22 protein-coding genes and 1 tRNA gene are annotated in these 22,303 nt (G+C 73.6%); 4 read left to right on the top strand and 19 right to left on the bottom strand.

From position 1 onward, the window contains the following. Positions 1-36: 36 nt before the first annotated feature. The 6 genes from ACSNN9_RS04435 to ACSNN9_RS04410 all read right to left on the bottom strand — a co-directional run bounded on the left by ACSNN9_RS04435 (position 37) and on the right by ACSNN9_RS04410 (position 4,888). Entirely contained in the window at positions 37-714 is a 678-nt protein-coding gene (locus ACSNN9_RS04435; RefSeq protein ID WP_436671329.1) for an SRPBCC family protein, read from the bottom strand. A 43-nt stretch (positions 715-757) separates the two neighbouring features. Further along, complete coding sequence (locus ACSNN9_RS04430; protein WP_357870095.1) at positions 758-1,126, bottom strand: GntR family transcriptional regulator; 369 nt, start codon at positions 1,124-1,126, stop codon at positions 758-760. Between the two features lie 14 nt (positions 1,127-1,140). Further along, on the bottom strand, positions 1,141-2,064 hold the full coding sequence (locus ACSNN9_RS04425; protein ID WP_436671328.1) for a YihY/virulence factor BrkB family protein: 924 nt from the start codon (positions 2,062-2,064) through the stop codon (positions 1,141-1,143). A 134-nt stretch (positions 2,065-2,198) separates the two neighbouring features. Then, positions 2,199-2,756 carry a 2'-5' RNA ligase family protein gene (locus ACSNN9_RS04420; RefSeq protein ID WP_416607059.1) on the bottom strand — a complete coding sequence of 186 codons (558 nt, stop codon included), beginning with the start codon at positions 2,754-2,756 and terminating at the stop codon, positions 2,199-2,201. 47 nt (positions 2,757-2,803) lie between these two features. Beyond that, entirely contained in the window at positions 2,804-3,829 is a 1,026-nt protein-coding gene (gene trpS, locus ACSNN9_RS04415) for a tryptophan--tRNA ligase (RefSeq protein ID WP_436671327.1), read from the bottom strand. Between the two features lie 33 nt (positions 3,830-3,862). After that, the gene (locus tag ACSNN9_RS04410; RefSeq protein ID WP_436671326.1) at positions 3,863-4,888 is read right to left on the bottom strand and encodes a hemolysin family protein; all 1,026 of its coding nucleotides are present in this window, start codon (positions 4,886-4,888) and stop codon (positions 3,863-3,865) included. 174 nt (positions 4,889-5,062) lie between these two features. Here ACSNN9_RS04410 and galE point away from each other — a divergent pair, with 174 nt between their 5' ends. Then, a complete protein-coding gene (gene galE, locus ACSNN9_RS04405; RefSeq protein WP_436671325.1) occupies positions 5,063-6,046 on the top strand; it encodes a UDP-glucose 4-epimerase GalE in 984 nt (327 codons plus the stop codon). Further along, on the top strand, positions 6,043-7,203 hold the full coding sequence (galK, locus tag ACSNN9_RS04400; protein ID WP_436671324.1) for a galactokinase: 1,161 nt from the start codon (positions 6,043-6,045) through the stop codon (positions 7,201-7,203). Before galE ends, galK begins: the two co-directional genes overlap by 4 nt. A gap of 33 nt (positions 7,204-7,236) precedes the next feature. Here galK and ACSNN9_RS04395 read toward each other — a convergent pair whose 3' ends face one another. The 8 genes from ACSNN9_RS04395 to ACSNN9_RS04360 form a co-directional block, all read right to left on the bottom strand. After that, positions 7,237-8,559, bottom strand: coding sequence for a sulfate adenylyltransferase subunit 1 (locus ACSNN9_RS04395; RefSeq protein ID WP_436671323.1), 1,323 nt, complete (start codon positions 8,557-8,559; stop codon positions 7,237-7,239). Then, positions 8,559-9,470, bottom strand: coding sequence for a sulfate adenylyltransferase subunit CysD (gene cysD / locus ACSNN9_RS04390; protein WP_436671322.1), 912 nt, complete (start codon positions 9,468-9,470; stop codon positions 8,559-8,561). The genes ACSNN9_RS04395 and cysD overlap by 1 nt, the downstream gene beginning before the upstream one ends. Before the next feature lie 80 nt (positions 9,471-9,550). Then, positions 9,551-10,384 (bottom strand): inositol monophosphatase family protein, encoded by an 834-nt coding sequence (locus ACSNN9_RS04385; protein WP_436671321.1) that lies wholly within the window; start codon positions 10,382-10,384, stop codon positions 9,551-9,553. Between the two features lie 123 nt (positions 10,385-10,507). Continuing rightward, entirely contained in the window at positions 10,508-11,098 is a 591-nt protein-coding gene (pth, locus tag ACSNN9_RS04380) for an aminoacyl-tRNA hydrolase (RefSeq protein ID WP_436671320.1), read from the bottom strand. Between the two features lie 105 nt (positions 11,099-11,203). Then, entirely contained in the window at positions 11,204-11,893 is a 690-nt protein-coding gene (locus ACSNN9_RS04375; RefSeq protein ID WP_436671319.1) for a 50S ribosomal protein L25/general stress protein Ctc, read from the bottom strand. 342 nt (positions 11,894-12,235) lie between these two features. Then, on the bottom strand, positions 12,236-13,216 hold the full coding sequence (locus ACSNN9_RS04370) for a ribose-phosphate diphosphokinase (RefSeq protein WP_357870128.1): 981 nt from the start codon (positions 13,214-13,216) through the stop codon (positions 12,236-12,238). Positions 13,217-13,271: 55 nt separating this feature from the next. Next, the gene (glmU, locus tag ACSNN9_RS04365) at positions 13,272-14,849 is read right to left on the bottom strand and encodes a bifunctional UDP-N-acetylglucosamine diphosphorylase/glucosamine-1-phosphate N-acetyltransferase GlmU (RefSeq protein WP_436671318.1); all 1,578 of its coding nucleotides are present in this window, start codon (positions 14,847-14,849) and stop codon (positions 13,272-13,274) included. A 33-nt stretch (positions 14,850-14,882) separates the two neighbouring features. After that, positions 14,883-14,953, bottom strand: a tRNA-Gln gene (locus tag ACSNN9_RS04360). 250 nt (positions 14,954-15,203) lie between these two features. Here ACSNN9_RS04360 and ACSNN9_RS04355 point away from each other — a divergent pair. Then, positions 15,204-16,160 (top strand): acyl-CoA desaturase, encoded by a 957-nt coding sequence (locus tag ACSNN9_RS04355; protein ID WP_436671317.1) that lies wholly within the window; start codon positions 15,204-15,206, stop codon positions 16,158-16,160. Between the two features lie 229 nt (positions 16,161-16,389). Continuing rightward, positions 16,390-17,079 (top strand): TetR family transcriptional regulator, encoded by a 690-nt coding sequence (locus ACSNN9_RS04350; protein WP_436671348.1) that lies wholly within the window; start codon positions 16,390-16,392, stop codon positions 17,077-17,079. 13 nt (positions 17,080-17,092) lie between these two features. Here ACSNN9_RS04350 and ACSNN9_RS04345 read toward each other — a convergent pair whose 3' ends face one another. The 5 genes from ACSNN9_RS04345 to rsmA form a co-directional block, all read right to left on the bottom strand. After that, positions 17,093-17,569, bottom strand: a complete 477-nt coding sequence (locus ACSNN9_RS04345; RefSeq protein WP_436671316.1) for a DUF4383 domain-containing protein — start codon at positions 17,567-17,569, stop codon at positions 17,093-17,095. A gap of 234 nt (positions 17,570-17,803) precedes the next feature. Continuing rightward, on the bottom strand, positions 17,804-18,259 hold the full coding sequence (locus ACSNN9_RS04340) for a DUF4383 domain-containing protein (RefSeq protein WP_436671315.1): 456 nt from the start codon (positions 18,257-18,259) through the stop codon (positions 17,804-17,806). Positions 18,260-18,371: 112 nt separating this feature from the next. Continuing rightward, a complete protein-coding gene (locus ACSNN9_RS04335; RefSeq protein WP_436671314.1) occupies positions 18,372-20,177 on the bottom strand; it encodes an ABC-F family ATP-binding cassette domain-containing protein in 1,806 nt (601 codons plus the stop codon). A gap of 257 nt (positions 20,178-20,434) precedes the next feature. After that, positions 20,435-21,391: a 4-(cytidine 5'-diphospho)-2-C-methyl-D-erythritol kinase gene (locus ACSNN9_RS04330; protein ID WP_436671313.1), complete on the bottom strand. Its 957-nt coding sequence runs from the start codon at positions 21,389-21,391 to the stop codon at positions 20,435-20,437. 10 nt (positions 21,392-21,401) lie between these two features. Continuing rightward, positions 21,402-22,271: a 16S rRNA (adenine(1518)-N(6)/adenine(1519)-N(6))-dimethyltransferase RsmA gene (gene rsmA / locus ACSNN9_RS04325; RefSeq protein ID WP_436671312.1), complete on the bottom strand. Its 870-nt coding sequence runs from the start codon at positions 22,269-22,271 to the stop codon at positions 21,402-21,404. Positions 22,272-22,303: the final 32 nt, after the last annotated feature.

Raw genomic sequence — 22,303 nt, 5'->3', positions numbered from 1 at the left:
GGTCCGTCACGCCGCAGACCCGGGAGGCAATCGCCCCTATTCACCGTCGGGATCCCGCCGCGCGGTCGCCGACGGGGCGGCCGGAACGCCGACGGCGGCCTGCCACCGGGCCGTCCAGACCCGGCGCAGGTGGTCGAGCCCGGCCTCGTCCAGGCCGTAGGCGCTGACCGTCAGGCTGACGGGCGAGGCCGTGCCGTCGCCCAGCGGCGCGCCGGCGGCCACGGCGAGCAGCCGCCCCTCGGCGTCCACCACGATCCGCTGGCGCGGGCTGTCGTGCCACCGCTGCGTCGGGCCCGCCGCGTCGAGCACGGCGAGGGCCTGGGCCCCGGTCGCGGTACCCGTCAGGTGCACGGTGCGCCGCCGCCCCGACGGTGCCCGCTCCAGCAGGAAGCGCAGCTGCTCGAAGAACGCCCGCCAGCCCTGCGTGATCGCGTCCCACCCGGCGGCGTCGGCGGTCGCGGGGACGGCCACCCGCAGCAGCGTCCGGTCGCCCTCGCTTACGAGCTGGAGCTCCTGGCCGGCGGCCAGCGCGATCCTGTCCGGCGGGGCGGGCTCGGCCTGGTCGACGAAGATGAACCGGATCTCGTCGGCCAGTCCCTCGTGGTCCCAGCCGAACCACTGCCGCACCTGCTCCGGCTCGGTCAGGGCCCGCCAGATCCGGTCGGCGGGGGCGGCCACCGCCGTCTCGACCAGGATGGTGTGCGCCTCGGGCATCGGTCTCCTCCTGCTGTCGTCGTCGGCCGGGCCGACCGCGCCGTCAGCCCGGTCGCGCCGCGTCCAACGCCGCGCGGACCAGGGCCAGCGCCGCCGCGGGCGGCACGCCCAACCGGGCGGCCTCGGCGGCGTAGTCGGCCGCCACCCGCTGCAACCGGTCCGTCGCATCATCGCGCCCGGGTGCGACGAAAGTGCCGTGCCGGCCGCGGGTCTCCAGCAGACCGGCCGTCTCCAGCTCCCGGTAGGCCCGGGCCACCGTGTTGACCGCCAGCCCCAGGTCGGCCGCGAAGCGTCGGACGGTGGGCAACCGGGTGCCCACCGCCAACCGGCCCGTCCCGATCAGCTCCGCGAGCTGCCCGCGCACCTGCTCGTACGGCGGCACCGCCGAGCCCTGGTCGACCGAGATCCGCACGCCCGCTCCCCCACTCATCCGGCCCCGCCCGGCGCGCCGGGGTCCGTGTCCGCGTCCAGGTCCACCGGCGCCGGGCCCTCCGCCAGGTCCACCACCCGCCCGCGCGGGCTGGTCGCGGCCAGCGCCGCGCCGAAGAGCACCAACTGGTTGAGCAGGTAGAGGTAGAGCAGCAGCCCCACGGCGCCCGCCACCACCGTGTACGCCGGGTTCCGCTCGGTGCGCACCACGTAGAAGCGCCCGACGGTGTTCAGCAGCGTGATGCCGACCGCGACCAGCAGCACCACCGGGCGCAGCCGGGACCGGCTCATCCGCAGCCTGGGCACCGCCACCAGCAGCAGGGTGGCCAGCACCGCGTTGACCACCACGCTGAGCACCGCGCTGACCATGGTCAGCCCGAGCGAGCCGGTGCTGCGCAGCAGGAAGCGCAGCAGCGACTCCAGGGCGTCCACCGCCGCCACCGAGACGCCGAGCAGGACGAAGATGACCACCAGCACGCCCAGGTCGACCAGGCGGCGGACCACCAGGTTGCCGGGCTGCTGGTTGAGCCCGTACATGAGCCGCTGGGAGGAGCGGATCGCCTCCACCCAGCCGATCCCGGTGAACGCCAGGATGATCAGGCCGATCACCCCGACCGTGCCGCTGCTGTCGGCGATCTGCACGGGGTCGAGGAACGGCAGGTTCTCCCGGAGGAAGTCCGCGGCGGCGGCGCTGACCTCGTCGTTGTCCTCCAGGATGGCCCCGAAGATCGAGTATCCGACCAGCGCCAGCGCGAAGACCGCGAAGAAGCCGTAGTAGGCGATCGCGGCGGCCAGCCGCCCGCCCAGCACGTCGTTGTAGAGCACGCCGGCCCGCCACAGGTGGTCGGCGGCGGACCACCGGCGGCGCGTGGCGCTGATCCGACGGTCGATGCCCGCCTCGATGCGGCCCAGCACGTTCACGCCGTCATCCTCGCCGATCTCCCGCGCCCGTGCGGGCAAGCGGGCGGCAGCCAGCGCCGGGCGGCGGTCGTACGGCGGGGGTCGGCGTCGGCGGCGTGGCCGCCGTGGCGCTGGTGGCGCACCCGGGCGACCGCTCAGCCGCCCAGCCGGAAGTCCCGGCGCGGCTGCCACCGGGTCTGCCCGCTGTGCGAGAAGAGGGTGAACGCCTCGACCTCGAACATGGCCGAGAAGTCGGCCAGGTCCTCGTACGCCCGGTCCAGCGCCTCCGGCGCGACGTCCTGCGCGACGGTGACGTGCGGGTGGTACGGGAAGCGCGTCTCGCGGTGCAGCTCGGGGGCGGCGCGGATGGCGGCGGCGAGCAGCTCGCACTCGCTGATCCCGGCGGCCACCGCCACGAAGACGACCTGGGTCACCGGCCGGAACGTGCCGGTGCCCCGCAGGTGCAGGGTGAACGGCAGGTGGGCGGCGGCGACCGCGCCGAGGTGCCGTTCCACCGCCGGTAGCGTCGCCACCGGGATCTCGGTCGGCCCGAGCAGGGTCACGTGCGCGGGCACGACCCGCGGGTCGCCGGCCTCGACCCGCCGCCGGGTGAGCATGCCGCCCCACGGCTCCGGGATGTCCACCGCGATGCCGATCTCGATGGTGTCGCCGGCGTCCGGCGCCCCGTCCCTGCGATCCACGCTGTGCGTCATCCCTCCGGCCACCGACCCGTCCGCCCTCACCCGTCGCGCCGGGGGCGCTACTCGCCGCGCACCGGCGGGAAGAAGCCCACCCGCTCGTACACGGCGCGCAGCGTCGTTCCGGCGAGCGCTCGGGCCTTCTCCGCGCCGGCGGCGAGCAGCTTGTCCAGCTGTGCCGGGTCGTCGAGGTAGGTCCGGGTGCGCTCCTGGATCGGGCCGACGAACTCCCGCACCACCTCGCCGAGGTCCTTCTTCAGGTCGCCGTAGCCCTTGCCGGCGTACGCGGCGACGAGGTCGTCGATGCTCCGCCCGCTCAGCGCGGAGTGGATGGTCAGCAGGTTGGAGATGCCGGGCTTGGTCTCGGCGTCGAAGACGATCTCCCGCCCCGTGTCCGTGACCGCGGAGCGGATCTTCTTGGCCGAGCGGGCCGGATCCTCCAGCAGGTTGACGATGCCGGCCGGCGACGAGGACGACTTCGACATCTTGGCCGTCGGGTCCTGCAGGTCGGTGATCTTCGCGGTGTCCTTGACGATGTGCGGCGCGGGCACCGTGAAGGTCTGCCCGAACAGCGAGTTGAACCGCTGGGCCAGGTCGCGGGAGAGCTCCAGGTGCTGGCGCTGGTCCTCGCCCACCGGCACGGCGTTGGCCTGGTAGAGCAGGATGTCGGCGGCCTGCAGGATCGGGTAGGTGAACAGGCCGACGCTCGCCCGCTCGCCGCCCTGCTTCTGCGACTTGTCCTTGAACTGCGTCATGCGGCTCGCCTCGCCGAACCCGGTGATGCAGCCCAGCACCCAGGCGAGCTGCGAGTGCTCGGGCACCTGCGACTGCACGAAGAGCGCGCTGCGCTCCGGGTCGATGCCGACGGCGAAGAGCTGGGCGGCCGCCATCCGGCTGCGGTGCATGAGCGTCTTCGGGTCGTGCCCCGCGGTGATCGCGTGCAGGTCGACCACGCAGTAGTAGGCCTCGTGGGTGTCCTGCAACGCCACCCAGTGCCGCACGGCGCCCAGGTAGTTGCCGAGGTGGAACGAGTCGGCCGTGGGCTGGATGCCGGAGAAGACGCGGGGGCGGGCGGGAACGTCGGACATGGCGGCAATTCTGTCAGCAAGACCCGGTGCGCGTCATGACGGGCCGGCGGGTCGGCTGTGCCCCACCGGTGCCGGGGCACCGACCTCGCGCCGGGGCTCCGGCAGGCGCCCGGCGGAGACCGTGAGCCGGGCCACCCGTCGGCCCTCCAGCGTGAGCACCCGCAACAGCCAGCCGCCGGGCGGGTCGTCGGGTCCCGCGCCGCCGTCGCCGGCCGGGCCGGCGAGCACCGGCACCTCGTCACCGGCGACCGGGAGCCGGCCCAGCGCGGCCATCACGAAGCCGCCGACCGTCTCGTACGGGCCCGGCGGGAGGCTCACGCCGGTGCGCTCGGCGAAGTCGGCGAGGTTGAGCCGGCCGTCCACCACGGCGGGCAGGCCCGCGTGCACCGGGTCGGGGGCCGTGTCGTATTCGTCGTGGATCTCCCCGATCAGCTCCTCGATCAGGTCCTCCAGGGTGACGATGCCGGCGGTGCCGCCGTACTCGTCGACCACCACGGCGAGGTGGTGGCGTTCCCGGCGCATCTCGCTGAGCGCGGCGAGCACCCGCTTGCTGCCGGGCAGCCGCTTCACCTCGCGGGTCAGCTCGCCGACCGTGGTACGGGGGTCGAGGTCGGGGCGGAGCAGCACGTCGCGCAGGTGCACGAAGCCGACCACGTCGTCGTGGGTGCCGTCGACGACCGGGTAGCGGGTGTGCGTCTCGGCCCGGACCATCCGCTCCGCCTCGGCGAGGGTGAGCCGGGCGGAGAGGAAGACGACCTCGGTGCGCGGCATCATCACCTCGCGGACCAGGCTCGCGCCCGCGGCCAGCACCTCGTCGATGATCCGGCGCTCGACCGGGTCGAGCAGGGTGTTGGCGGCGACCAGGTCGCGCAGCTCCGCCTCGCTGATCCGCTCGCGGCCGGCCGCCGGGCTGGCGCCGAGCAGGGCCGTCACCGCCCGGGTGGCGCCGTCGGCGGCGCGCACCACCATCCGGGCTACGGCCCGGGGCAGCGGCCCGGGCTCGCGGCGTGGCCGGCTCCGGGCGCGTCGCCGCAGCCCGGGAGCACCCGCTTCCCGCATGACAGTGATGGTAGACAGCGCCGGGCCGACAGGCTGCCCATGTTCGGCTCTGTTCGAAGTTGGGGAATCATGATGGAATGGCAAGGTCGCCGACGGAGGGCGGCCATCGGGCGACCGGCCGTAGGGTGATCACGACACGGGCCGTGACGGGCGGCCAGGCAGGAGGAGACCGACGTGAAACTGCTCGTCACCGGCGGCGCCGGCTTCATCGGCAGCGTGGTGACCCGGATGCTGCTCGACGCCGGCCACGAGGTGGTGGTCCTCGACGACCTGCGCACCGGCCACCGGGAGGCGCTCGCCCCCGACGCGACGTACGTCGACGCGCCCGTCCACGAGGCCGCCCGGGTGCTCACCCCGGACGCGGGCTTCGACGGGGTGCTGCACTTCGCCGCGCTGATCGCCGCCGGCGAGTCGATGACCAGGCCCGAGCTCTACTGGCACGGCAACACGGTCAGCTCGATCGCCCTGATCGACGCCGTCCGGGCCGCCGGCGTGCCCCGCCTCGTCTTCTCCTCCACCGCCGCCGTCTACGGCAACCCGACCGAGCTGCCGATCCCGGAGAGCGCGGTCAAGGCCCCCACCAACACGTACGGCGCCACCAAGCTCGCCGTCGACATGGCCCTCACCTCGGAGGCGATCGGGCACGGCCTGGCCGCCGTCTCGCTGCGCTACTTCAACGTGGCCGGCGCCCACCTCGACGGCGACGTCGCGCTCGGCGAGCGGCACGACCCCGAGACGCACCTGATCCCGATCGCGCTGGAGGTGGCCGCCGGCCGGCGGGAGAAGCTCCAACTCTTCGGCGACGACTACCCGACCGTCGACGGCACCTGCGTGCGCGACTACATCCACGTCGCCGACCTGGCCCGCGCCCACCTGCTGGCGCTGGGCGCGGCGACCGCCGGGCAGCACCGGATCTACAACCTGGGCAACGGCAACGGCTTCACCAATAGGCAGGTGGTCGACGTGGTCCGCGAGGTCACCGGGCACCGGGTGCCGGTCGAGGTGGCGCCGCGCCGCGAGGGCGACCCCGCCGAGCTGGTCGCGTCGTCCGCGCTGGCGCGCGACGAGCTGGGCTGGGTGCCGCAGAAGCCGACCCTGCCCGCCATCGTCGCCGACGCCTGGGCCTTCTACCGCACGCACGTGGTGGGGTCGCGGTGACCGACGACGTCGCGGCCCGCGCCACCGCCGCCTTCCGTTCGGCGTACGGCGGGCCGCCCGCTGGCCGCTGGGCGGCTCCCGGCCGGGCCAACCTCATCGGCGAGCACACCGACTACAACGACGGCTTCGTGCTCCCCTTCGCCCTGCCGCTGCGCACGGTGGTGGCCGCCGCCCCGCAGCCCGGTGACACCTGGACGGTCTGCTCCGAGCTCACCGGCGACACGGTCACCTTCGGCGCCGACGACGTCGCCGAGGCCGGCCGGGTCGCCGGCTGGGGCGCGTACGTCGCCGGGGTCGCCTGGGCGCTGCGGGAGGCCGGGCACGCGGTGCCCGGCGCGCGCCTGGCGGTCGCCTCCGACGTGCCACTGGGCGCGGGGCTGTCCTCCTCGGCCGCGCTGGAGGCCGCCGTGCTGGCCGCCCTGGTCGACCTGGGCGGGCTGGACCTGCCCGCCGAGCGACGGCCCCGGCTGGCCCAGCGCGCCGAGAACGACTACGTGGGCGCGCCGACCGGCATCATGGACCAGTCGGCGGTGATCCGTTGCCGCGCCGGGCACGCGCTCTTCCTGGACTGCCGCGACGAGTCCGTCGAGCAGGTCCCGTTCGACCTGGACGCCGCCGGCCTCGCCGTGCTGGTCGTCGACAGCCGGGCCCCGCACCGGCACGCCGACGGCGAGTACGCCGCCCGCCGCGCGTCCTGCGAGCGGGCGGCCGGGCTGCTCGGCATCGCCGCGCTACGCGACGTCCCGGCCGACGGGCTGGCCGACGCCCTGGCCCGACTCGACGAGGACGAGACCCGCCGCCGGGTGCGGCACGTGGTCACCGAGAACCAGCGCGTGCTCGACACGGTCGCGCTGCTGCGCGCCGGCCGCGTACGCGAGATCGGCCCGCTGCTGACCGCCTCGCACGCGTCGATGCGCGACGACTTCGAGATCACCGTGCCGGAGATCGACACGGCCGTCGAGGCGGCCCTGGCCGCCGGGGCGCTCGGTGCCCGGATGACCGGCGGCGGCTTCGGCGGCTGCGTGCTCGCCCTCGTCGACGCGGAGCGGGGCGACGCGGTCGCCGACGCCGTCACGGCCGCCTACGCCGAGCGGGGCTTCGCCGCGCCCGGCCACGTCACCGTCCTGCCCGGCCCCGGCGCGACCCGGCTGGACTGACCACGGTGGGCGGGCGTCCGCCCACCGTGGGGGTCACTGCGCCTCGACGATCATCCCCGCGCCGACCGTACGGTTCGTGGACTCGTCGATGATCACGAAGCCGCCGGTGGTGCGGTTGCGGCGGTACTCGTCCGCGAGCAGCGGCACGGTGGTCCGCAGCCGCACCCGGCCGATCTCGTTGAGCCCCAGTTCGCCCGCGGACTCGTCGCGGTGCAGCGAGTTGATGTCCAGCCGGTAGTGCAGCCCGCGCACGATCGCCCGCGCGGAGCGGGTGGTGTGCTTGATGGCGTACCTGCCGCCGACCCGCAGCGGACGGGTCTCGTCCATCCAGCACACCATCGCCTCGATGTCCTGGGACACCGCCGGCGCGTTGTTCGGACGGCAGATCATGTCGCCCCGGGAGATGTCGATCTCGTCTTCCAGGCGTACGGTCACCGACATCGGCGGGAACGCCTCCGCGACCGGCCCGTCGGCGGTCTCCACGGCGGAGATCCGGCTGGTGAACCCGGATGGCAGCACCATCACCTCGTCGCCCGGCTTCAGCACGCCGGAGGCGACCTGGCCGGCGTAGCCCCGGTAGTCGGTGACGGTGGTCGACTGCGGGCGGATCACGTACTGCACCGGGAACCGGACGTCGACCAGGTTGCGGTCGCTGGCGATGTGCACCCGCTCCAGGTGGTGCAGCAGCGACGGGCCCTCGTACCAGGGCATGTTCTCCGACCGGGAGACGATGTTGTCACCGCGCAGCGCGGAGACCGGCACCACCGTCAGGTCGGGCACGTCGAGCTTCGCGGCGAACGCGGTGAACTCGTCCGCGATCCGCTCGAAGACCTCCTGCGAGAAGTCGACCAGGTCCATCTTGTTGACGCAGAGGACCAGGTGCGGCACCCGCAGCAGCGAGCAGAGGAACGCGTGCCGGCGGGACTGCTCGACCAGGCCCTTGCGGGCGTCCACCAGGATCAGCGCCAGGTCGGCCGTCGACGCCCCGGTGACCATGTTCCGGGTGTACTGGATGTGCCCCGGGGTGTCCGCGATGATGAACTTGCGCCGGGGGGTGGCGAAGTAGCGGTACGCCACGTCGATGGTGATGCCCTGCTCGCGCTCGGCGCGCAGGCCGTCGGTGAGCAGCGCCAGGTTCGTGTACTCGTCGCCCCGGGCGGCGCTGACCGCCTCGACGGCGGCGAGCTGGTCGGTGAAGAGCGACTTCGTGTCGTAGAGCAGCCGGCCGATCAGGGTCGACTTGCCGTCGTCGACGCTGCCGGCGGTGGCGAAGCGCAGCAGGTCCATCGGCCGGCCGGGCGTCTCGGTGGCGGCCCGGCTGTCCGCGCCGTCCGGCGCGACGGTCCCGGTGGTCATCAGAAGTAGCCCTCCCGCTTGCGGTCCTCCATGGCGGCCTCGCTGACCCGGTCGTCGCCGCGGGTCGCGCCGCGCTCGGTGATCCGGGTGGCGGCGACCTCCTCGATGACCTTCTCGACCGTGTCGGCGTCGGAACGGACCGCCGCCGTGCAGGACGCGTCGCCCACCGTCCGGTAGCGCACCCGCGCCTTGAACCGGTCCTCGCCCGCGCGGGGACGGAAGAACTCGTTGACCGCGTAGAGCATCCCGTCGCGCTCGACGACCTCGCGCTCGTGCGCGTAGTAGATCGACGGCAGGGCGATGCGCTCGCGGGCGATGTAGTGCCAGACGTCCAGCTCGGTCCAGTTGGACAGCGGGAAGACCCGGATGGACTCGCCCGGGTGGTGGCGGCCGTTGTAGAGCGCCCACAGCTCCGGGCGCTGGTTCTTCGGGTCCCACTGGCCGAACTCGTCGCGGAAGCTGAACACCCGCTCCTTGGCGCGGGCCTTCTCCTCGTCGCGGCGGGCGCCGCCGAAGAGCGCGTCGAACCGGTGCTTCTCCACCGCGTCCAGCAGCACCGGCGTCTGGATCCGGTTGCGCATCCCGTCGCCCGACTCGCGCACCAGCCCGCTGGCCAGGGCCTCCGGCACGCTCGCCACCACCAGGTGCAGCCCCAGCTCGGCGACCCGCTGGTCCCGGTACTCCAGGACCTCGGGGAAGTTGTGCCCGGTGTCCACGTGCATGACCGGGAACGGGACGTTGGCCGGGGCGAACGCCTTCTGGGCCAGCCGGAGCATCACGATCGAGTCCTTGCCGCCCGAGAAGAGCAGCACCGGCCGCTCCATCTCGGCGACCACCTCGCGCATCACGAAGATGCTCTCGGCCTCCAACGCGTCGAGGTGCGACACCTGGTAGGCGGCGGGGGCGGTCATGACACGGGCTCGCTTCGCTCGAATCCGCTCATCGTATTCCAGACCTTTCCGGTCGGGCATGCCAAGAAGTGCCGCTCAGGCTACCCGGAATGACGCTGCAACGCTGCAAGCAACCGACTGGCGAGATCCTTGCGGCAGACCAGCAGGTCCGGCAGGCGCGGATCCGCCTCGTTGTATCTCAGCGCAGAACCGTCGATCCGGGAAGCGTGCAGCCCGGTGGCCGTCGCCACAGCGACCGGTGCCGCCGAGTCCCACTCGTACTGGCCGCCCGCGTGGATGTAGGCGTCGACCTCGCCGGTGACCACCGCGGCGATCTTCGCCCCGGCCGAGCCCATCGGCACCAGGTGCGCCCCCACGTCCTCCGCCAGGTCGGTCAGGAACACCGGCGGCCGGCTCCGGCTCGCCGCCAGGCGGATCGTCCGACCGCCACCCGCCGCCGTCGCCTCCACCGTCATCGGCGGGTACGCCGGCGGATAGTCGGTGCCCAGCACCCGCTGCTGCGCCGGCAGCCCGACCGCCCCCGCGACCAGGCCGTGCGGCGTCGGCGCGGTACGCGACCAGAGCGCCACGTGCACCGCCCAGTCCGAACGGCCCTCCTCGGAGAACTCCCGCGTGCCGTCCAGCGGGTCGATGATCCACACCCGGTCGGCGGCCAGCCGGGACACCGCCTCGGCGTTCACCTCCGCCGCCCACGCCAGCCGCGAGCCCTCGTCCTCCTCGGAGAGGACCGCGTCGCCCGGGCGCCACTTCGCCAGTTCGGTGCGGATCAGGTCGTGCGAGACCTTGTCGCCCGCCGACCGCAACGCCCCCGCGTCGGCAAAGCCCATCTCGGACCGCAGGTCGAGCAGCGCCTGACCGGCCCGGGCCGCCAGCCACCGGGCGAAAGCGCCGTCGATCATCGGAGGACTGCCCATGACTCCTGCTCCCGTCGCCTCGCCACGCTCCGTGCCCGGCACGCCCCGCCGCCGACGACCTGCCCCGACGGTCGCGCGCGCCGAAAGGCGAAGACTACCGGCCCCCGGCGCCCGACCCGGCGCTCACACCCCGTGGTAGAGGTTCTGCGTCGGCTCCACGCCCCTGGTGATCACCGACTCCACCACATCCGCGGCCCGGTCCACCAGGAACTCCAGCTCCTTGCGCTCGGTCGCGCCGAAATCCGACAGTACGTAGTCCGCCGGGTCCTGCCGCCCCGGCGGCCGGCCGATGCCGAACCGCACCCGGACGTACTCCTTCGTGCCCAGCGACTTCGACATCGACCGCAGGCCGTTGTGCCCGCCCTCGCCGCCGCCGCACTTCACCCGCACCTGGCCGTAGCCGATGTCCAGCTCGTCGTGCACCGCGACCACCCGGTCCGGCGGCACCTTGTGGAACTGGGCCAGGCCGGCCACCGGCCCCCCGGAGAGGTTCATGTACGTCAGCGGCTTGACCAGCACCAGCTTCGGTCCGCCGAACCCGAGCCGTCCCTCGGCGACCTCCGCCACCGCCCGCTTGTGCCGGCCGAATCTCGCCCCGAGCCGGCCCGCCAGCAGGTCGGCCACCATGAAGCCGACGTTGTGCCGGTTGCCGGCGTACTCCCGGCCCGGGTTGCCCAGGCCGACCACCAGCCACGGCCCCGTCTCGTCCGTCACGCCCCGCCCCTCCCGCTGCTCGCCGTCATCCGTCCGCCCGGACACCGATACGCCGACAGGCGCCCCCGACCGTGCGGGGACGCCTGTCGCAACGAAGCGGACCGGTCAGGCCTCGGTCTTCGCCTCGGCGTTCTCGTCGCCCTCGGCGGCCGGAGCCTCGGCGCCCTCGGCGGTCTCCTCGCCGACACCGGCCTCGGCCTCCTCGGCGGCCTCCTCGACCTCGGGGAGGGTGGCCTCGAGCTGCTCGGCGGTCGGCGCGGCCGTCACCGAGGCGACGGTCTGGTCCGCGTCGGCGGCCAGCTCGACGCCGGCCGGCAGCTGCACGTCACCGGCGGTGACCTGGGTGCCGGCCTCCATGCCCTCGATCGAGGCCTCCAGGTGGTCCGGCACCTTGGTGGCGTCGGCGGTGACCGACAGGGTGTCGTGGTCGTGGACGATCAGGGTGTCCCTCGCGGCCTCGCCGGTCAGCTGGACCGGGACGTCGACGGTGACCTTCTCGCCCCGGCGGACCAGCAGCAGGTCCACGTGCTCGAAGGTGTCCTTGAGCGGGTCACGCTGGATCGCCTTCGGCAGCGCCAGCACCTGGGTGCCGTCGCTGACCTCGATCGCGAAGAGCTGGTTGGCACCGCCCTTGCGGATCGCCGCGGCGAACTCACGGGACGGCAGCGCGATGTGCTTGGGCTTCTCGCCGTGGCCGTACAGCACGGCGGGCACCTTGCCGGCCCGGCGGGTACGACGGGCACCACCCTTGCCGAACTCGGTACGGGGCTCGGCGCTGATCTTTACCTCGGACACGGGGAAACTCCTGATGCTTTCGCTGCGGCGGCTTGTCGTCTGGCGGTGCTGGGGCGAGGGGCTCGCTGGGGCTCATGCGTCGAGAACGACTGCCCGGAGCACCGCGTCGATGACGGTGCCTCCGTGCGGCGCTTTGTCAGCGGCCCGCCGGGCACCCTCGCCGTGGCAACCGCACCAGTCTACCCGAGCTGATTCCGCGCGCTCCGGCAGTCCCCTTATCACCGTTCCCGCAGGCCCGCAGGGCGATACGGACCCGCCCGCCGGCACCCGCCCGCAGGCGCCCGCGCGGCGGTCGACACCGGACCGGGGGCGGCGGCGCCCAGCCGGCCCGGCGTCGGACGGTCAGCTCAGGCCACCGAAGAGGGTGGTCACCGACCCGTCGTCGAAGACCTCGCGGATCGCCCGCGCCAGCAGCGGCGCGATCGACAGCACGGTGATCTTGTCGAGCTGCTTCTCGGGCGGCAGCGGCAGCGTGTTGGTCACCACGACCTCGCTGATCGGGCTGTTCTTCAACCGCTCGGTCGCCGGGTCGGAGAGCAGCGCGTGGGTCGAGGCGACGATCACGTCGGCCGCGCCGGACTCGCGCAGGATGTCCGCCGCCTTGCAGATCGTGCCGCCCGTGTCGATCATGTCGTCGACGACCAGGCAGACCCGCCCCTCGACCTCACCGACCACCCGGTTCGCCACCACCTGGTTCGGCTTCAGCGGGTCCCGGGTCTTGTGGATGAACGCCAGCGGGCAGCCACCCAGCCGGTCCGTCCACCGCTCGGCCACCCGCACCCGGCCCGAGTCCGGCGCGACCACCGTCATGGGGCGGCCGGCGTACTTGTGCTCGACGTACTCGGCGAGGATGTCCATCGCGAAGAGGTGGTCGACGGGGCCGTCGAAGAAGCCCTGGATCTGCGCGGTGTGCAGGTCGACGGTGAGGATCCGGTTCGCCCCGGCCGTCTTCAGCAGGTCCGCCACCAGCCGGGCCGAGATCGGCTCCCGGCCGCGGTGCTTCTTGTCCTGCCGGGCGTACGGGTAGAACGGCAGCACCACGGTGATCCGCTTGGCCGAACCGCGCTTCAGCGCGTCGATCATGATGAGGGTCTCCATGACCCACGTGTTGACCCCGTGCGTGACGGACTGCACCACGAAGGCGTCCGAACCGCGCACCGAGTCCTTGAACCGTACGAAGATCTCGCCGTTGGCGAACTCGTACGCGTCGGCCGGCGTCGGCGCGACGCCGAGCACCTCACCGATCTCCTTGGCCAACTCCGGAAAGCCACGTCCGGAAAAAAGCATCAGGCTCTTGCGGTTTTCGGCGACGATGCTGCCCATGGGCCCGTCTGCTCCCGTTGGTCGGTGGTACCCGGCGGTGGTGGTGGGCCGGGGACTATTCGGTTGCAGTATCCCCCGCGCCCGAGGCCGACCCGACCGGCTCGGCATCCCCGTGGATTGCCTCACCTTCACTTGCCCGGGATCCCGGCGCCGACGCATCCTCATCGGCCGCCTGGGCGCGCGCCGCCGCTTCGGCGGAGGCCGTACCGGCCCGCTTGCGGGCCACCCAGCCGTCGATGCTGCGCTGCGGCGCACGGGTCACCCCGAGCGCGCCCGGCGGCACGTCCTGCGTGATGGCGCTGCCCGCCGCCACGTACGCCCCGGCGCCCACCTCGACGGGCGCGATGAGGCTGGTGTCGCAGCCGATGAACGCGGCCTCGCCGACCGTGGTGCGGTGCTTGTTCACCCCGTCGTAGTTCACGAAGATCGTCGCCGCGCCGATGTTCGCCTTCGCGCCGATCGTCGCGTCGCCCACGTACGACAGGTGCGGCACCTTCGCGCCCGCGCCCACCTCCGAGTTCTTCACCTCGACGAACGTGCCGACCTTGGCCTTCTCGGCCAGCCGGGCGTCCGGCCGCAGGTACGCGTACGGCCCGACGCTGGCGCCCGGGCCGACCTCCGCGCCCACGGCGTGGCTGCGCAGCACCGTGGCGCCCGGGCCGACGACGGTGTCGATCAGCGTCACGTCCGGCCCGACCACCGCGCCCGTGCCGACCACCGTGCCGCCGCGCAGCTGGGTGTTCTGGTCGACCACGGCGTCGCGGTCCAGGGCGACCGTCACGTCGATCCAGGTGGTGTCCGGGTCGAGCAGGCTGACCCCGGTGCGCATCCAGGCCTCGTTGACCCGGTCGCGCAGCAGCCGGCGCAGCGTGGCCAGCTCGACCCGGTCGTTGCAGCCCAGCGTCTCCACGTGGTCCGCCGCCACGTGCACCGCCACCGGCTCACCGGCCGAGCCCAGCAGGGCGAAGACGTCGGTCAGGTACTCCTCGCCCTGGTCGTTGTCGGTCGACAGCTTGCCCAGCGCGTCGCGCAGCCGGGCGGCGTCGAACGCGTAGATGCCGGCGTTGATCTCCCGGATCGCCCGCTGCGCGCCGGTGGCGTCGCGCTCCTCGACGATCTGTTCGAGCCGCCCGTCGGCGTCGCGCACGATCCGGCCCAGGCCGGTCGGGTCGGGCACCTCGGCGGCGAGCACGGTCGCCGCCGCCCCCGCGCCCTCGTGCGCCTCCACCAGCGCGGCCACCGTCTCCGGGCGGAGCAGCGGCACGTCGCCGTTGATGACGACCACGGTGCCGGTGGCCTCCGGCGCGGCGTCCAGCGCGATCCGGACGGCGTGCCCGGTGCCGAGCTGCTCGGCCTGGAGCACCGGGGTGGCCTCGGGGGCGATCTCCGCGAGGTGCGCGCGGACCTGGTCGGCGCCGTGCCCCACCACGACCACCGTGCGGTCCGCGGCCAGCGGCGCGGCGGCGGCCAGCACGTGACCGACGAGGGTGCGGCCGAGCAGCGGGTGCAGCACCTTGGGCAGCGCCGACTTCATCCGCTTGCCCTCACCGGCGGCGAGCACGACAACGGTGCGGAGGTGGGGCTGGGACACGACACGGGCTCCCGTCGGGACGGCGAACAATCTCGCGGCCATGCTAACCAGACATCGTCACGCGACGAGCGGAAGCTCCCGGGAGAGGACTCGAACCCCTACAATCAGGACCAAAACCTGACGTCCTGCCATTAGACGACCCGGGACGGTCTAAAACGGGCAAACTGATCAGCTTGCCGGACTCCTACACCTTAGCGCCCCTCGCCCGTGACGCCATCGCTCATTTCCTTCATGATCCCTTCAACCGTCCGGTAGAGGCGGCTCGATCGCGGGGCGTAGACCGCGAACGACAGCTTGGGCATTCATCCCCGACGCTGTCCCATGCGCGCCCGGGGAACCTAAGTTACGGTGACGTAGGCGTAACTTCGTGATCATCGCGTCCCTCTGCGAGGTGCCATGTCCGCCACGTCCCTCGACCCGACGGCCGGCCCGAAGCCCCTCACCCAGGGCACCCAGTCCCGGGGCATCCTGATCGCCCTCTGGGCGTTCGTGGTGATCCCCTTCCTGGCCCTCGTCGCCGCCGTGCCGGTGGCCTGGGGCGGCTGGCTGAGCTGGACCGACGTGGCCGTCGCCGGGTTCTGGTACGTGGTCTCCGGGCTGGGCATCACGGTCGGCTACCACCGGTACTTCACGCACGGGTCGTTCAAGGCGAAGCGCTGGCTGCGGATCGCGCTGGCGGTCTCCGGTTCGCTGGCCGTGCAGGGCGAGATCATCCAGTGGGTGGCCGACCACCGGCGCCACCACGCCTTCTCCGACCTGGAGGGCGACCCGCACTCGCCGTGGCGGTTCGGGGAGAGCGTCCGCGGCCTGACCAAGGGCCTGTTCCACGCGCACGTCGGCTGGCTCTTCGGCCGCGAGTTGTCCAACCGGAAGCGGTTCGCCCCGGACCTGCTCGCCGACCGGGACATCAACCGGGTGGACCGGCTCTTTCCGCTGCTGGTGGTGGTCTCGGTACTCGGTCCCGCGCTGATGGGCGGCCTGCTCACCTGGTCGTGGCGGGGGGCGCTGTCCGCCCTCTTCTGGGCCGGCCTGGTGCGCATCGCGCTCCTGCACCACGTGACCTGGTCCATCAACTCCGTCTGCCACGTCTACGGGGAGCGGCCGTTCGCGATGCGCCAGGGCGACCGCGCGTCGAACTTCTGGCCGCTGGCGCTCGTGTCGTTCGGCGAGAGCTGGCACAACCTGCACCACGCCGACCCGACCAGCGCCCGGCACGGCGTACTGCGCGGCCAGGTGGACGTCTCGGCCCGGGTGATCTGGCTGTTCGAGAAGGTCGGCGCGGCCTGGGACGTGCGCTGGCCGAAGCCCGAGCGCATCGCGGCGAAGCTCGTCGGGCCGGCCCCCGGGCGGTAGCGCGGGCGGTGGGCGCGGGGGTCGCCTGGCAGGATGGCCGGGTGACCGAGCGAAGCGGGGGCGGCGCCGGGCGGCCCGGCGACACGGGTGCGGTGCCCGCCGCGGATACGGTCGCAGGGGGCGGCGGCGCCACCCGACCGACGACCGGCGAGGGGGCGACGTGACCCAGCGCGGCGGCGGCACCATCGGACGACAGGGCGTCACCGAGCGCCGGCGGAGTGACGAGAACATGGCGGATGTCCCTGGCAGCGACGGCTCGACCGGCCGGCGGCGGGCGGTTCCCGCCGCGGCCCCCAAGCCCTCCTCACGCGTACGCATGTCGGCGGCCCAGCGTCGGGAGCAGTTGATCTCGACCGCCCGGCAGATCTTCGCCGAGCGCGGCTTCGACGCCACCTCCATCGAGGAGGTGGCGGCGCGCGCGAAGGTCTCGAAGCCGGTGGTCTACGAGCACTTCGGCGGCAAGGAGGGGCTCTACGCGGTGGTGGTGGACCGGGAGGTCCGGGCCCTGCTGGACCGGATCACCACGGCCCTGACCGCCGGGCACCCCCGCGAGTTGCTGGAGCAGGCGGCGCTGGCCCTGCTGACCTACATCGAGGAGGAGACCAGCGGCTTCCGGGTGCTGGTGCGCGAGTCGCCGGTGCTGTCCGCCGCGGGCAACTTCAGCAGCGTGATGAACGACGTGGCGCACCAGGTGGAGCACATCTTGGGCGCCGAGTTCTCCAGCCGGGGCTACGACCCGAAGCTGGCCGAGCTCTACTCGCAGGCGCTGGTGGGGATGGTGGCGCTGACCGGCCGCTGGTGGCTGGAGGTGCGCAAGCCGCGCAAGGAGACGGTGGCCGCGCACCTGGTCAACCTGGCCTGGAGCGGGCTGTCGCACCTGGAGGCGAAGCCGAGCCTGATCACGGTGCGGGGCCGCTGACCCCGGCGTCGGGTCAGCGGCTGTGGGCCTCGGAGACCGGGTGGTGCCGGCGCCGCCGCTCCTCCTCGGCGTGCTCGTCGGTGCCGACCTTGTCGTACAGGCCGGTGCCGAGCAGGAGCAGGCCGAAGAGCATCGACACGATGACCGTGGACATCGAGAAGTTGAGGAAGTTGGCCTCCGTCTGGAGCACGGACATCATGAGGAGGCTGGTGACCAGGAAGACGACGCCGGCGGTCAGGTTCATGTAGTGGCCGAGGTTGCCGCGCCGCGACGCCCCGATGATGAGCACGATCCCGAAGGCGACGGAGGCCAGCGAGAAGGCCAGGTTGGTGCGGAGCCCGAGGGCCCAGTTGTCGCCCCGGTCGAAGAGCGGGTCGCCCCAGGTCAGGACGACGCCCCAGACGCCGAACACCAGGATGTAGAGCCCCACCAGGCCGGCGAGGACCCGGTAGACCGACCGCGCCGGATGGTTCACGGGAAAGTGCGGCATGACCCCTCCACCAATCAGGACATTCGCCCCGATTGTCCCTCGGAGGAGGTCATCCGTCCGCCAAACCGCTCAAGGCGCAGCCGACAACGGCGGAACGAAAAGATCCCACCCCACCGGGCCGCAGCGGCCGGACGGAGCGGGACCACGTCGGTTTTCGCCGGAGCCCGACCCGTGCAGGGATCAAGCCTGACCGCCCGGAGCGGGTCGGGCTCCGGCGAAAACCCACCAAACCACTCAGAGCACGAGGCGGGCCTTCTGCCAGGCCTCCTGCTCCTTCTCGGTGCCGACCTTGCCGTACATGCCGACCATCAGCAGGACCAGGCCGACCACCATCAGCGCGATGACGGTGAAGATGCTGAAGTTGAAGATGTTGGCCTCGGTCTGAATGAAGGCGAGACCGGCGAGGCTGAGCACCATGATGGCGTACGCCAGCCACTGGTTGATCATGACGTCGATGTTGCGGCCGATCGCGGTGCCGGCCAGCACCGCGGCCCCCAGCAGGGCGCTGAGCAGCGAGAAGCCGAGGTTCGTCCCCTGGCCGAGGACCTGGGTGTCATCCTGGGCGAGGACCTCGTTGCCGGCGCTCGCGACGATGCCGAGCACGCCGAAGGCCACCAGGTACAGACCGGTCAGCCCGCCGATCGCCCGGTAGACCGGCCGCGCGGGGTGGTTGACGGGGGTGTGGGCCATGTCTGAGTCTCCAACGCCGTTCGGGTGAGGGGTCGCCGACGATTGTCCCGCACGCCGGGGTGTGACGCCGCACACGGGGGCCTCCGGTGCGGCGCCGCGACCACGTGGCGGCTCAGACCGCCGGGATCTCGTCGGCCAGGGCCAGCCAGGACTCCTCGGTCCGCTCCCGCTCGGCCCGCAGCTCCTTGAGCTGGGCGTCGAGCTCGGCGACCTTGGCGTAGTCGGTGGCGTGCGCGGCGAGCTGGTCGAGCAGCGTCGCCTCCTTCTGCTCCAGCTTGGCGACCTGCCGTTCCAGCCGGGCCAGTTCCTTGCGGGCCTGCCGCGCCTCGGCGGCGGACATGCCGGTCGCGGCGGGGGTGCCGGCGTCGGCGGCGGGGGTGACCTCCGGCATGGCGGGGCCGGGCCGGCCGGCGGCCCGGGCGAGGTACTCGTCGACGCCGCCGGGCAGGTGCACCAGCCGGCCGTCGCCGAACATGCCGTACGCGACGTCGGTGACGCGTTCGATGAGGTAGCGGTCGTGGCTGGCCACGATGATGGTGCCGGGCCAGGAGTCGAGCAGGTCCTCCAGCGCGGCGAGGGTGTCGGTGTCCAGGTCGTTGGTGGGCTCGTCGAACAGGAGCACGTTCGGCTCCCCGGCGAGCAGCCGGAGCATCTGCAACCGGCGGCGCTCGCCGCCGGAGAGGTCGCTGACCGGCGTCCAGAGCCGCCGGTCGTCGAAGCCGAAGACCTCGGCGAGCTGGGCGGCGGAGACCTCCCGGTCGCCGAGCTGCACCCGCCGGGCGACCTCCTCCACCGCTTCGAGCACGCGCAGGTGGCCGGGCAGCTCGGCCAGCTCCTGGGAGAGGAAGGCCGGCCGGACGGTGGAGCCGGTGGCGAAGCGCCCGCCGTCGGGGCGGGTGATGCCGGCCAGCATCCGCAGCAGGGTGGTCTTGCCCGCCCCGTTGCGGCCGAGGACGGCGATCCGGTCGCCGGGGCCGACCTGCCAGGTGACGTCGCGCAGGATCTCCTTCGGGCCGGCGTGCAGGGTGACCTGCGCCAGGTCGTACACCTGCTTGCCGAGCCGGGCGGTGGCGAGCCGTTGCAGCGACATGGTGTCGCGGGCCGGCGGGACGTCGGCGATGAGCGCGTTGGCGGCGTCGATGCGGAAGCGCGGCTTGGAGGTGCGGGCGGGCGGCCCGCGCCGCAGCCAGGCGATCTCCTTGCGGAGCAGGTTCTGCCGGCGGGCCTCGGTGGCCGCGGCGACCCGCTCGCGCTCGACCCGGGCGAGGGTCCAGGCGGCGAAGCCGCCCTCGTACGCCCGGACGGTCTGGTCGGCGACCTCCCAGGTGGTGGTGCAGACCGCGTCGAGGAACCACCGGTCGTGGGTGACCACGACCAGGGCGCCCCTGCGGCCGACGAGGTGCTTCGCCAGCCAGTCGACGCCGCCGACGTCGAGGTGGTTGGTGGGCTCGTCGAGGATCAGCAGGTCGGACTCGCGGACCAGCAGCGCGGCCAGCGCGACCCGCCGCCGCTCGCCGCCGGACATCGGGCCGACGGGCTGGTCGAGGCCGAGGTGGGGCATGCCGAGGCCGTCGAGGATGGCCCGGACGCCGGCGTCGCCGGCCCACTCGTGCTCGGCGCCCATGCTCTCGCCGAGCCAGGCGGTGCCGAGCACCACGTCCCGGACGGTGGCCTCGGGGGCGAGCTGGAGGGTCTGCGGCAGCCAGGCGACCCGCAGGTCGCGGCGGTGGGTGACGCGCCCGTCGTCCGGTTCCTCGATCCGGGTGAGCAGCCGCAGCAGGGTGGACTTGCCGGCACCGTTGAGGCCGACCACGCCGATCCGGTCGGCGTCGTCCAGGCCGAGCGAGACGTCGGTGAGCAGCGGCCCGGCGGCGCCGTAGCCCTTGGACACCCGGTCCAGGTTGACGATGTTGGCCACGACCTCACCTCCCATGATCAAGGCGTCCCGGTGCCGGTCGGCACCTGGGACGCCTGAGCCTCCCAGCGTACGCGGGCGCCGGGGCCCCTCCCGGCCGGAGCCGGGCGTACCGCGGGTCAACCGGCGGGGCGGCCGGCTTGTTCCAGGTCAGCGGGCCGGGGCGCCGGCAGCCTCCGGGCCGGGGCGTCCGGTCGGCGGGCCCGGGGCCGCCCGCTCGCGGCCCGGGGGCCTCCGGTGGCGCAAGGCGGCCCGTCCGGTCAGGCGATCCGCGCGCCGGCGACCGGGCCGTGGGCGGTGCGCGCCTCGCGGCACACCTCGGCGGTGGTCAGTTCCGCGGCGATCCGCTCGGCGTCGGCGGCGTCCGCGGCGAGGAAGACGCAGGTCGGCCCCGAGCCGGAGACGATGCCGGCCAGCGCGCCGGCCGCCTCGCCGGCCTTCAGCGTCTCCGCCAGCGACGGGCGCATGGTCAGCGCGGCGTCCTGGAGATCGTTGCCGAGCGTCTTGGCGAGCACCCGCGGGTCGCGCTGGCGCAGCGCGGCGAAGAGCGCGTCGGTGCTGCCCAGCGGCTCACCGGCGGTGCCGGCGTCACGGAGCCGGTCCAGTTCCCGGTAGGCGGCCGGGGTGGAGAGGCCGCCGTCGGCCACGGCCACCACCCAGTGCCAGGTGGTGGGGCGGGCCAGCACGGGGCTGACCGTCTCGCCCCGGCCGGTGCCGAGGGCGGTGCCGCCATGGATCAGGAACGGCACGTCGGAGCCGAGGTCGGCGGCGATCCGGGCCAGTTCGTCGCGGGACAGCCCCGTCCCCCAGAGCGCGTCGCAGGCGACCAGCGCCGCGGCCGCGTCGGCGCTGCCCCCGGCCAGCCCGCCGGCCAGCGGGATCTGCTTGCGCAGGTGCAGCCGGGCGTGCGGCGGCACCCCGGCGTGGCCGGCGAGGGCGTGGGCCGCCCGGATGGCCAGGTTGGTGTCGTCCAGGGCCAGCTCGCCGGCACCCTCGCCCTCCATCGTGAGGGTGAGCGTGTCGCCCCGACGGGCGGTCAGCTCGTCGTAGATCGAGATCGCGTGGTAGACGGTGTTCAGCTCGTGGTAGCCGTCGCGGCGCAGCGGCCCCACCCCGAGGTGCAGGTTGACCTTGGCGGGCACCCGGACCCGCACCGGTCCGCTGGCTCCGCGCCGCCGCTGCTCGTCCTCGTCGTCCGGTCCCCACGCCTCGGTCACGGGCGTCAGCCTACTGCGCGGCGGGTGGGGCGACCGGGGCCGACGCGGCGATGGCGGCGAACTGCGCGACGGTGAGTGACTCCCCACGCGCGCCGGGGTCGACGCCGGCGGCGGTGAGCGCCGCGGCGGCCCGGTCCGCGCCGCCGGCCCAGCCGGCCAGCGCGGCGCGCAGGGTCTTGCGGCGCTGCGCGAACGCCGCGTCCACCACGGCGAAGACCCGTTCCCGGGGTACGTCGGCGCGGGGCGGCTCGCGGCGGGCGAAGGCGACCAGCCCGGAGTCGACGTTCGGCACCGGCCAGAAGACGTTCGGCGGGACCTTGCCGGCGGCGCGGGCTGAGGCGTACCAGGCGAGCTTGACCGACGGCACGCCGTACACCTTTGAGCCGGGGCCGGCGACGAGCCGGTCGGCGACCTCCTTCTGCACCATCACCAGCCCGTGCCGCAGGCTGGGCAGCTCGGCGAGCAGGTGCAGCACCACCGGCACGGCCACGTTGTAGGGCAGGTTCGCCACCAGCGCGGTCGGCGCCGGGTCGGCCAGCTCGGCGGCGCGCACGCGCAGCGCGTCGGCGTGGTGCACGCTCAGCCGCGCCGCGTCGGGCCCGGCGTGCCGGGCGGCGGTGTCCGGCAGCGCGCCGGCGAGCGTCGGGTCCAGCTCCACGGCGTGCACGTGCGCGGCGGCCGGGAGCAGGGCGAGGGTGAGGGAGCCGAGACCGGGGCCGACCTCCAGCGCCACGTCGTCCGGGGCCAGCCCGGCGGCGGTGACGATGCGCCGCACGGTGTTCGGGTCGTGCACGAAGTTCTGGCCGAGCCTCTTGGTGGGGGTGACGCCCAGCCGGGCGGCCAGTTCCCGGATCTCCGCCGGGCCGAGGAGACCGGTCACGCCCCGTAGCCTATGCGGGCGGCTGCGGGGGT

Source organism: Micromonospora sp. URMC 107, assembly GCF_051386315.1.
In the GTDB taxonomy this organism is placed as follows: Bacteria; Actinomycetota; Actinomycetes; order Mycobacteriales; family Micromonosporaceae; genus Micromonospora.
The sequence above is the reverse complement of the archived record's forward strand: the minus strand, read 5'-3'. Positions and strand labels throughout refer to the sequence as shown.

Excerpts from the sequence above, each read along its gene's own strand:
- ACSNN9_RS04435 (WP_436671329.1), bottom strand. The coding sequence starts at position 714 with ATGCCCGAGGCGCACACCATCCTGGTCGAGACGGCGGTGGCCGCCCCC.
- ACSNN9_RS04410 (WP_436671326.1), bottom strand. The coding sequence starts at position 4,888 with ATGCGGGAAGCGGGTGCTCCCGGGCTGCGGCGACGCGCCCGGAGCCGG.
- ACSNN9_RS04385 (WP_436671321.1), bottom strand. The coding sequence starts at position 10,384 with ATGGGCAGTCCTCCGATGATCGACGGCGCTTTCGCCCGGTGGCTGGCG.
- ACSNN9_RS04395 (WP_436671323.1), bottom strand. The coding sequence starts at position 8,559 with ATGACCACCGGGACCGTCGCGCCGGACGGCGCGGACAGCCGGGCCGCC.
- ACSNN9_RS04370 (WP_357870128.1), bottom strand. The coding sequence starts at position 13,216 with ATGGGCAGCATCGTCGCCGAAAACCGCAAGAGCCTGATGCTTTTTTCC.
- ACSNN9_RS04340 (WP_436671315.1), bottom strand. The coding sequence starts at position 18,259 with ATGGCCCACACCCCCGTCAACCACCCCGCGCGGCCGGTCTACCGGGCG.
- ACSNN9_RS04350 (WP_436671348.1), top strand. The coding sequence starts at position 16,390 with ATGGCGGATGTCCCTGGCAGCGACGGCTCGACCGGCCGGCGGCGGGCG.
- cysD (WP_436671322.1), bottom strand. The coding sequence starts at position 9,470 with ATGACCGCCCCCGCCGCCTACCAGGTGTCGCACCTCGACGCGTTGGAG.
- trpS (WP_436671327.1), bottom strand. The coding sequence starts at position 3,829 with ATGTCCGACGTTCCCGCCCGCCCCCGCGTCTTCTCCGGCATCCAGCCC.
- ACSNN9_RS04345 (WP_436671316.1), bottom strand. The coding sequence starts at position 17,569 with ATGCCGCACTTTCCCGTGAACCATCCGGCGCGGTCGGTCTACCGGGTC.
- ACSNN9_RS04355 (WP_436671317.1), top strand. The coding sequence starts at position 15,204 with ATGTCCGCCACGTCCCTCGACCCGACGGCCGGCCCGAAGCCCCTCACC.
- ACSNN9_RS04420 (WP_416607059.1), bottom strand. The coding sequence starts at position 2,756 with ATGACGCACAGCGTGGATCGCAGGGACGGGGCGCCGGACGCCGGCGAC.
- glmU (WP_436671318.1), bottom strand. The coding sequence starts at position 14,849 with ATGGCCGCGAGATTGTTCGCCGTCCCGACGGGAGCCCGTGTCGTGTCC.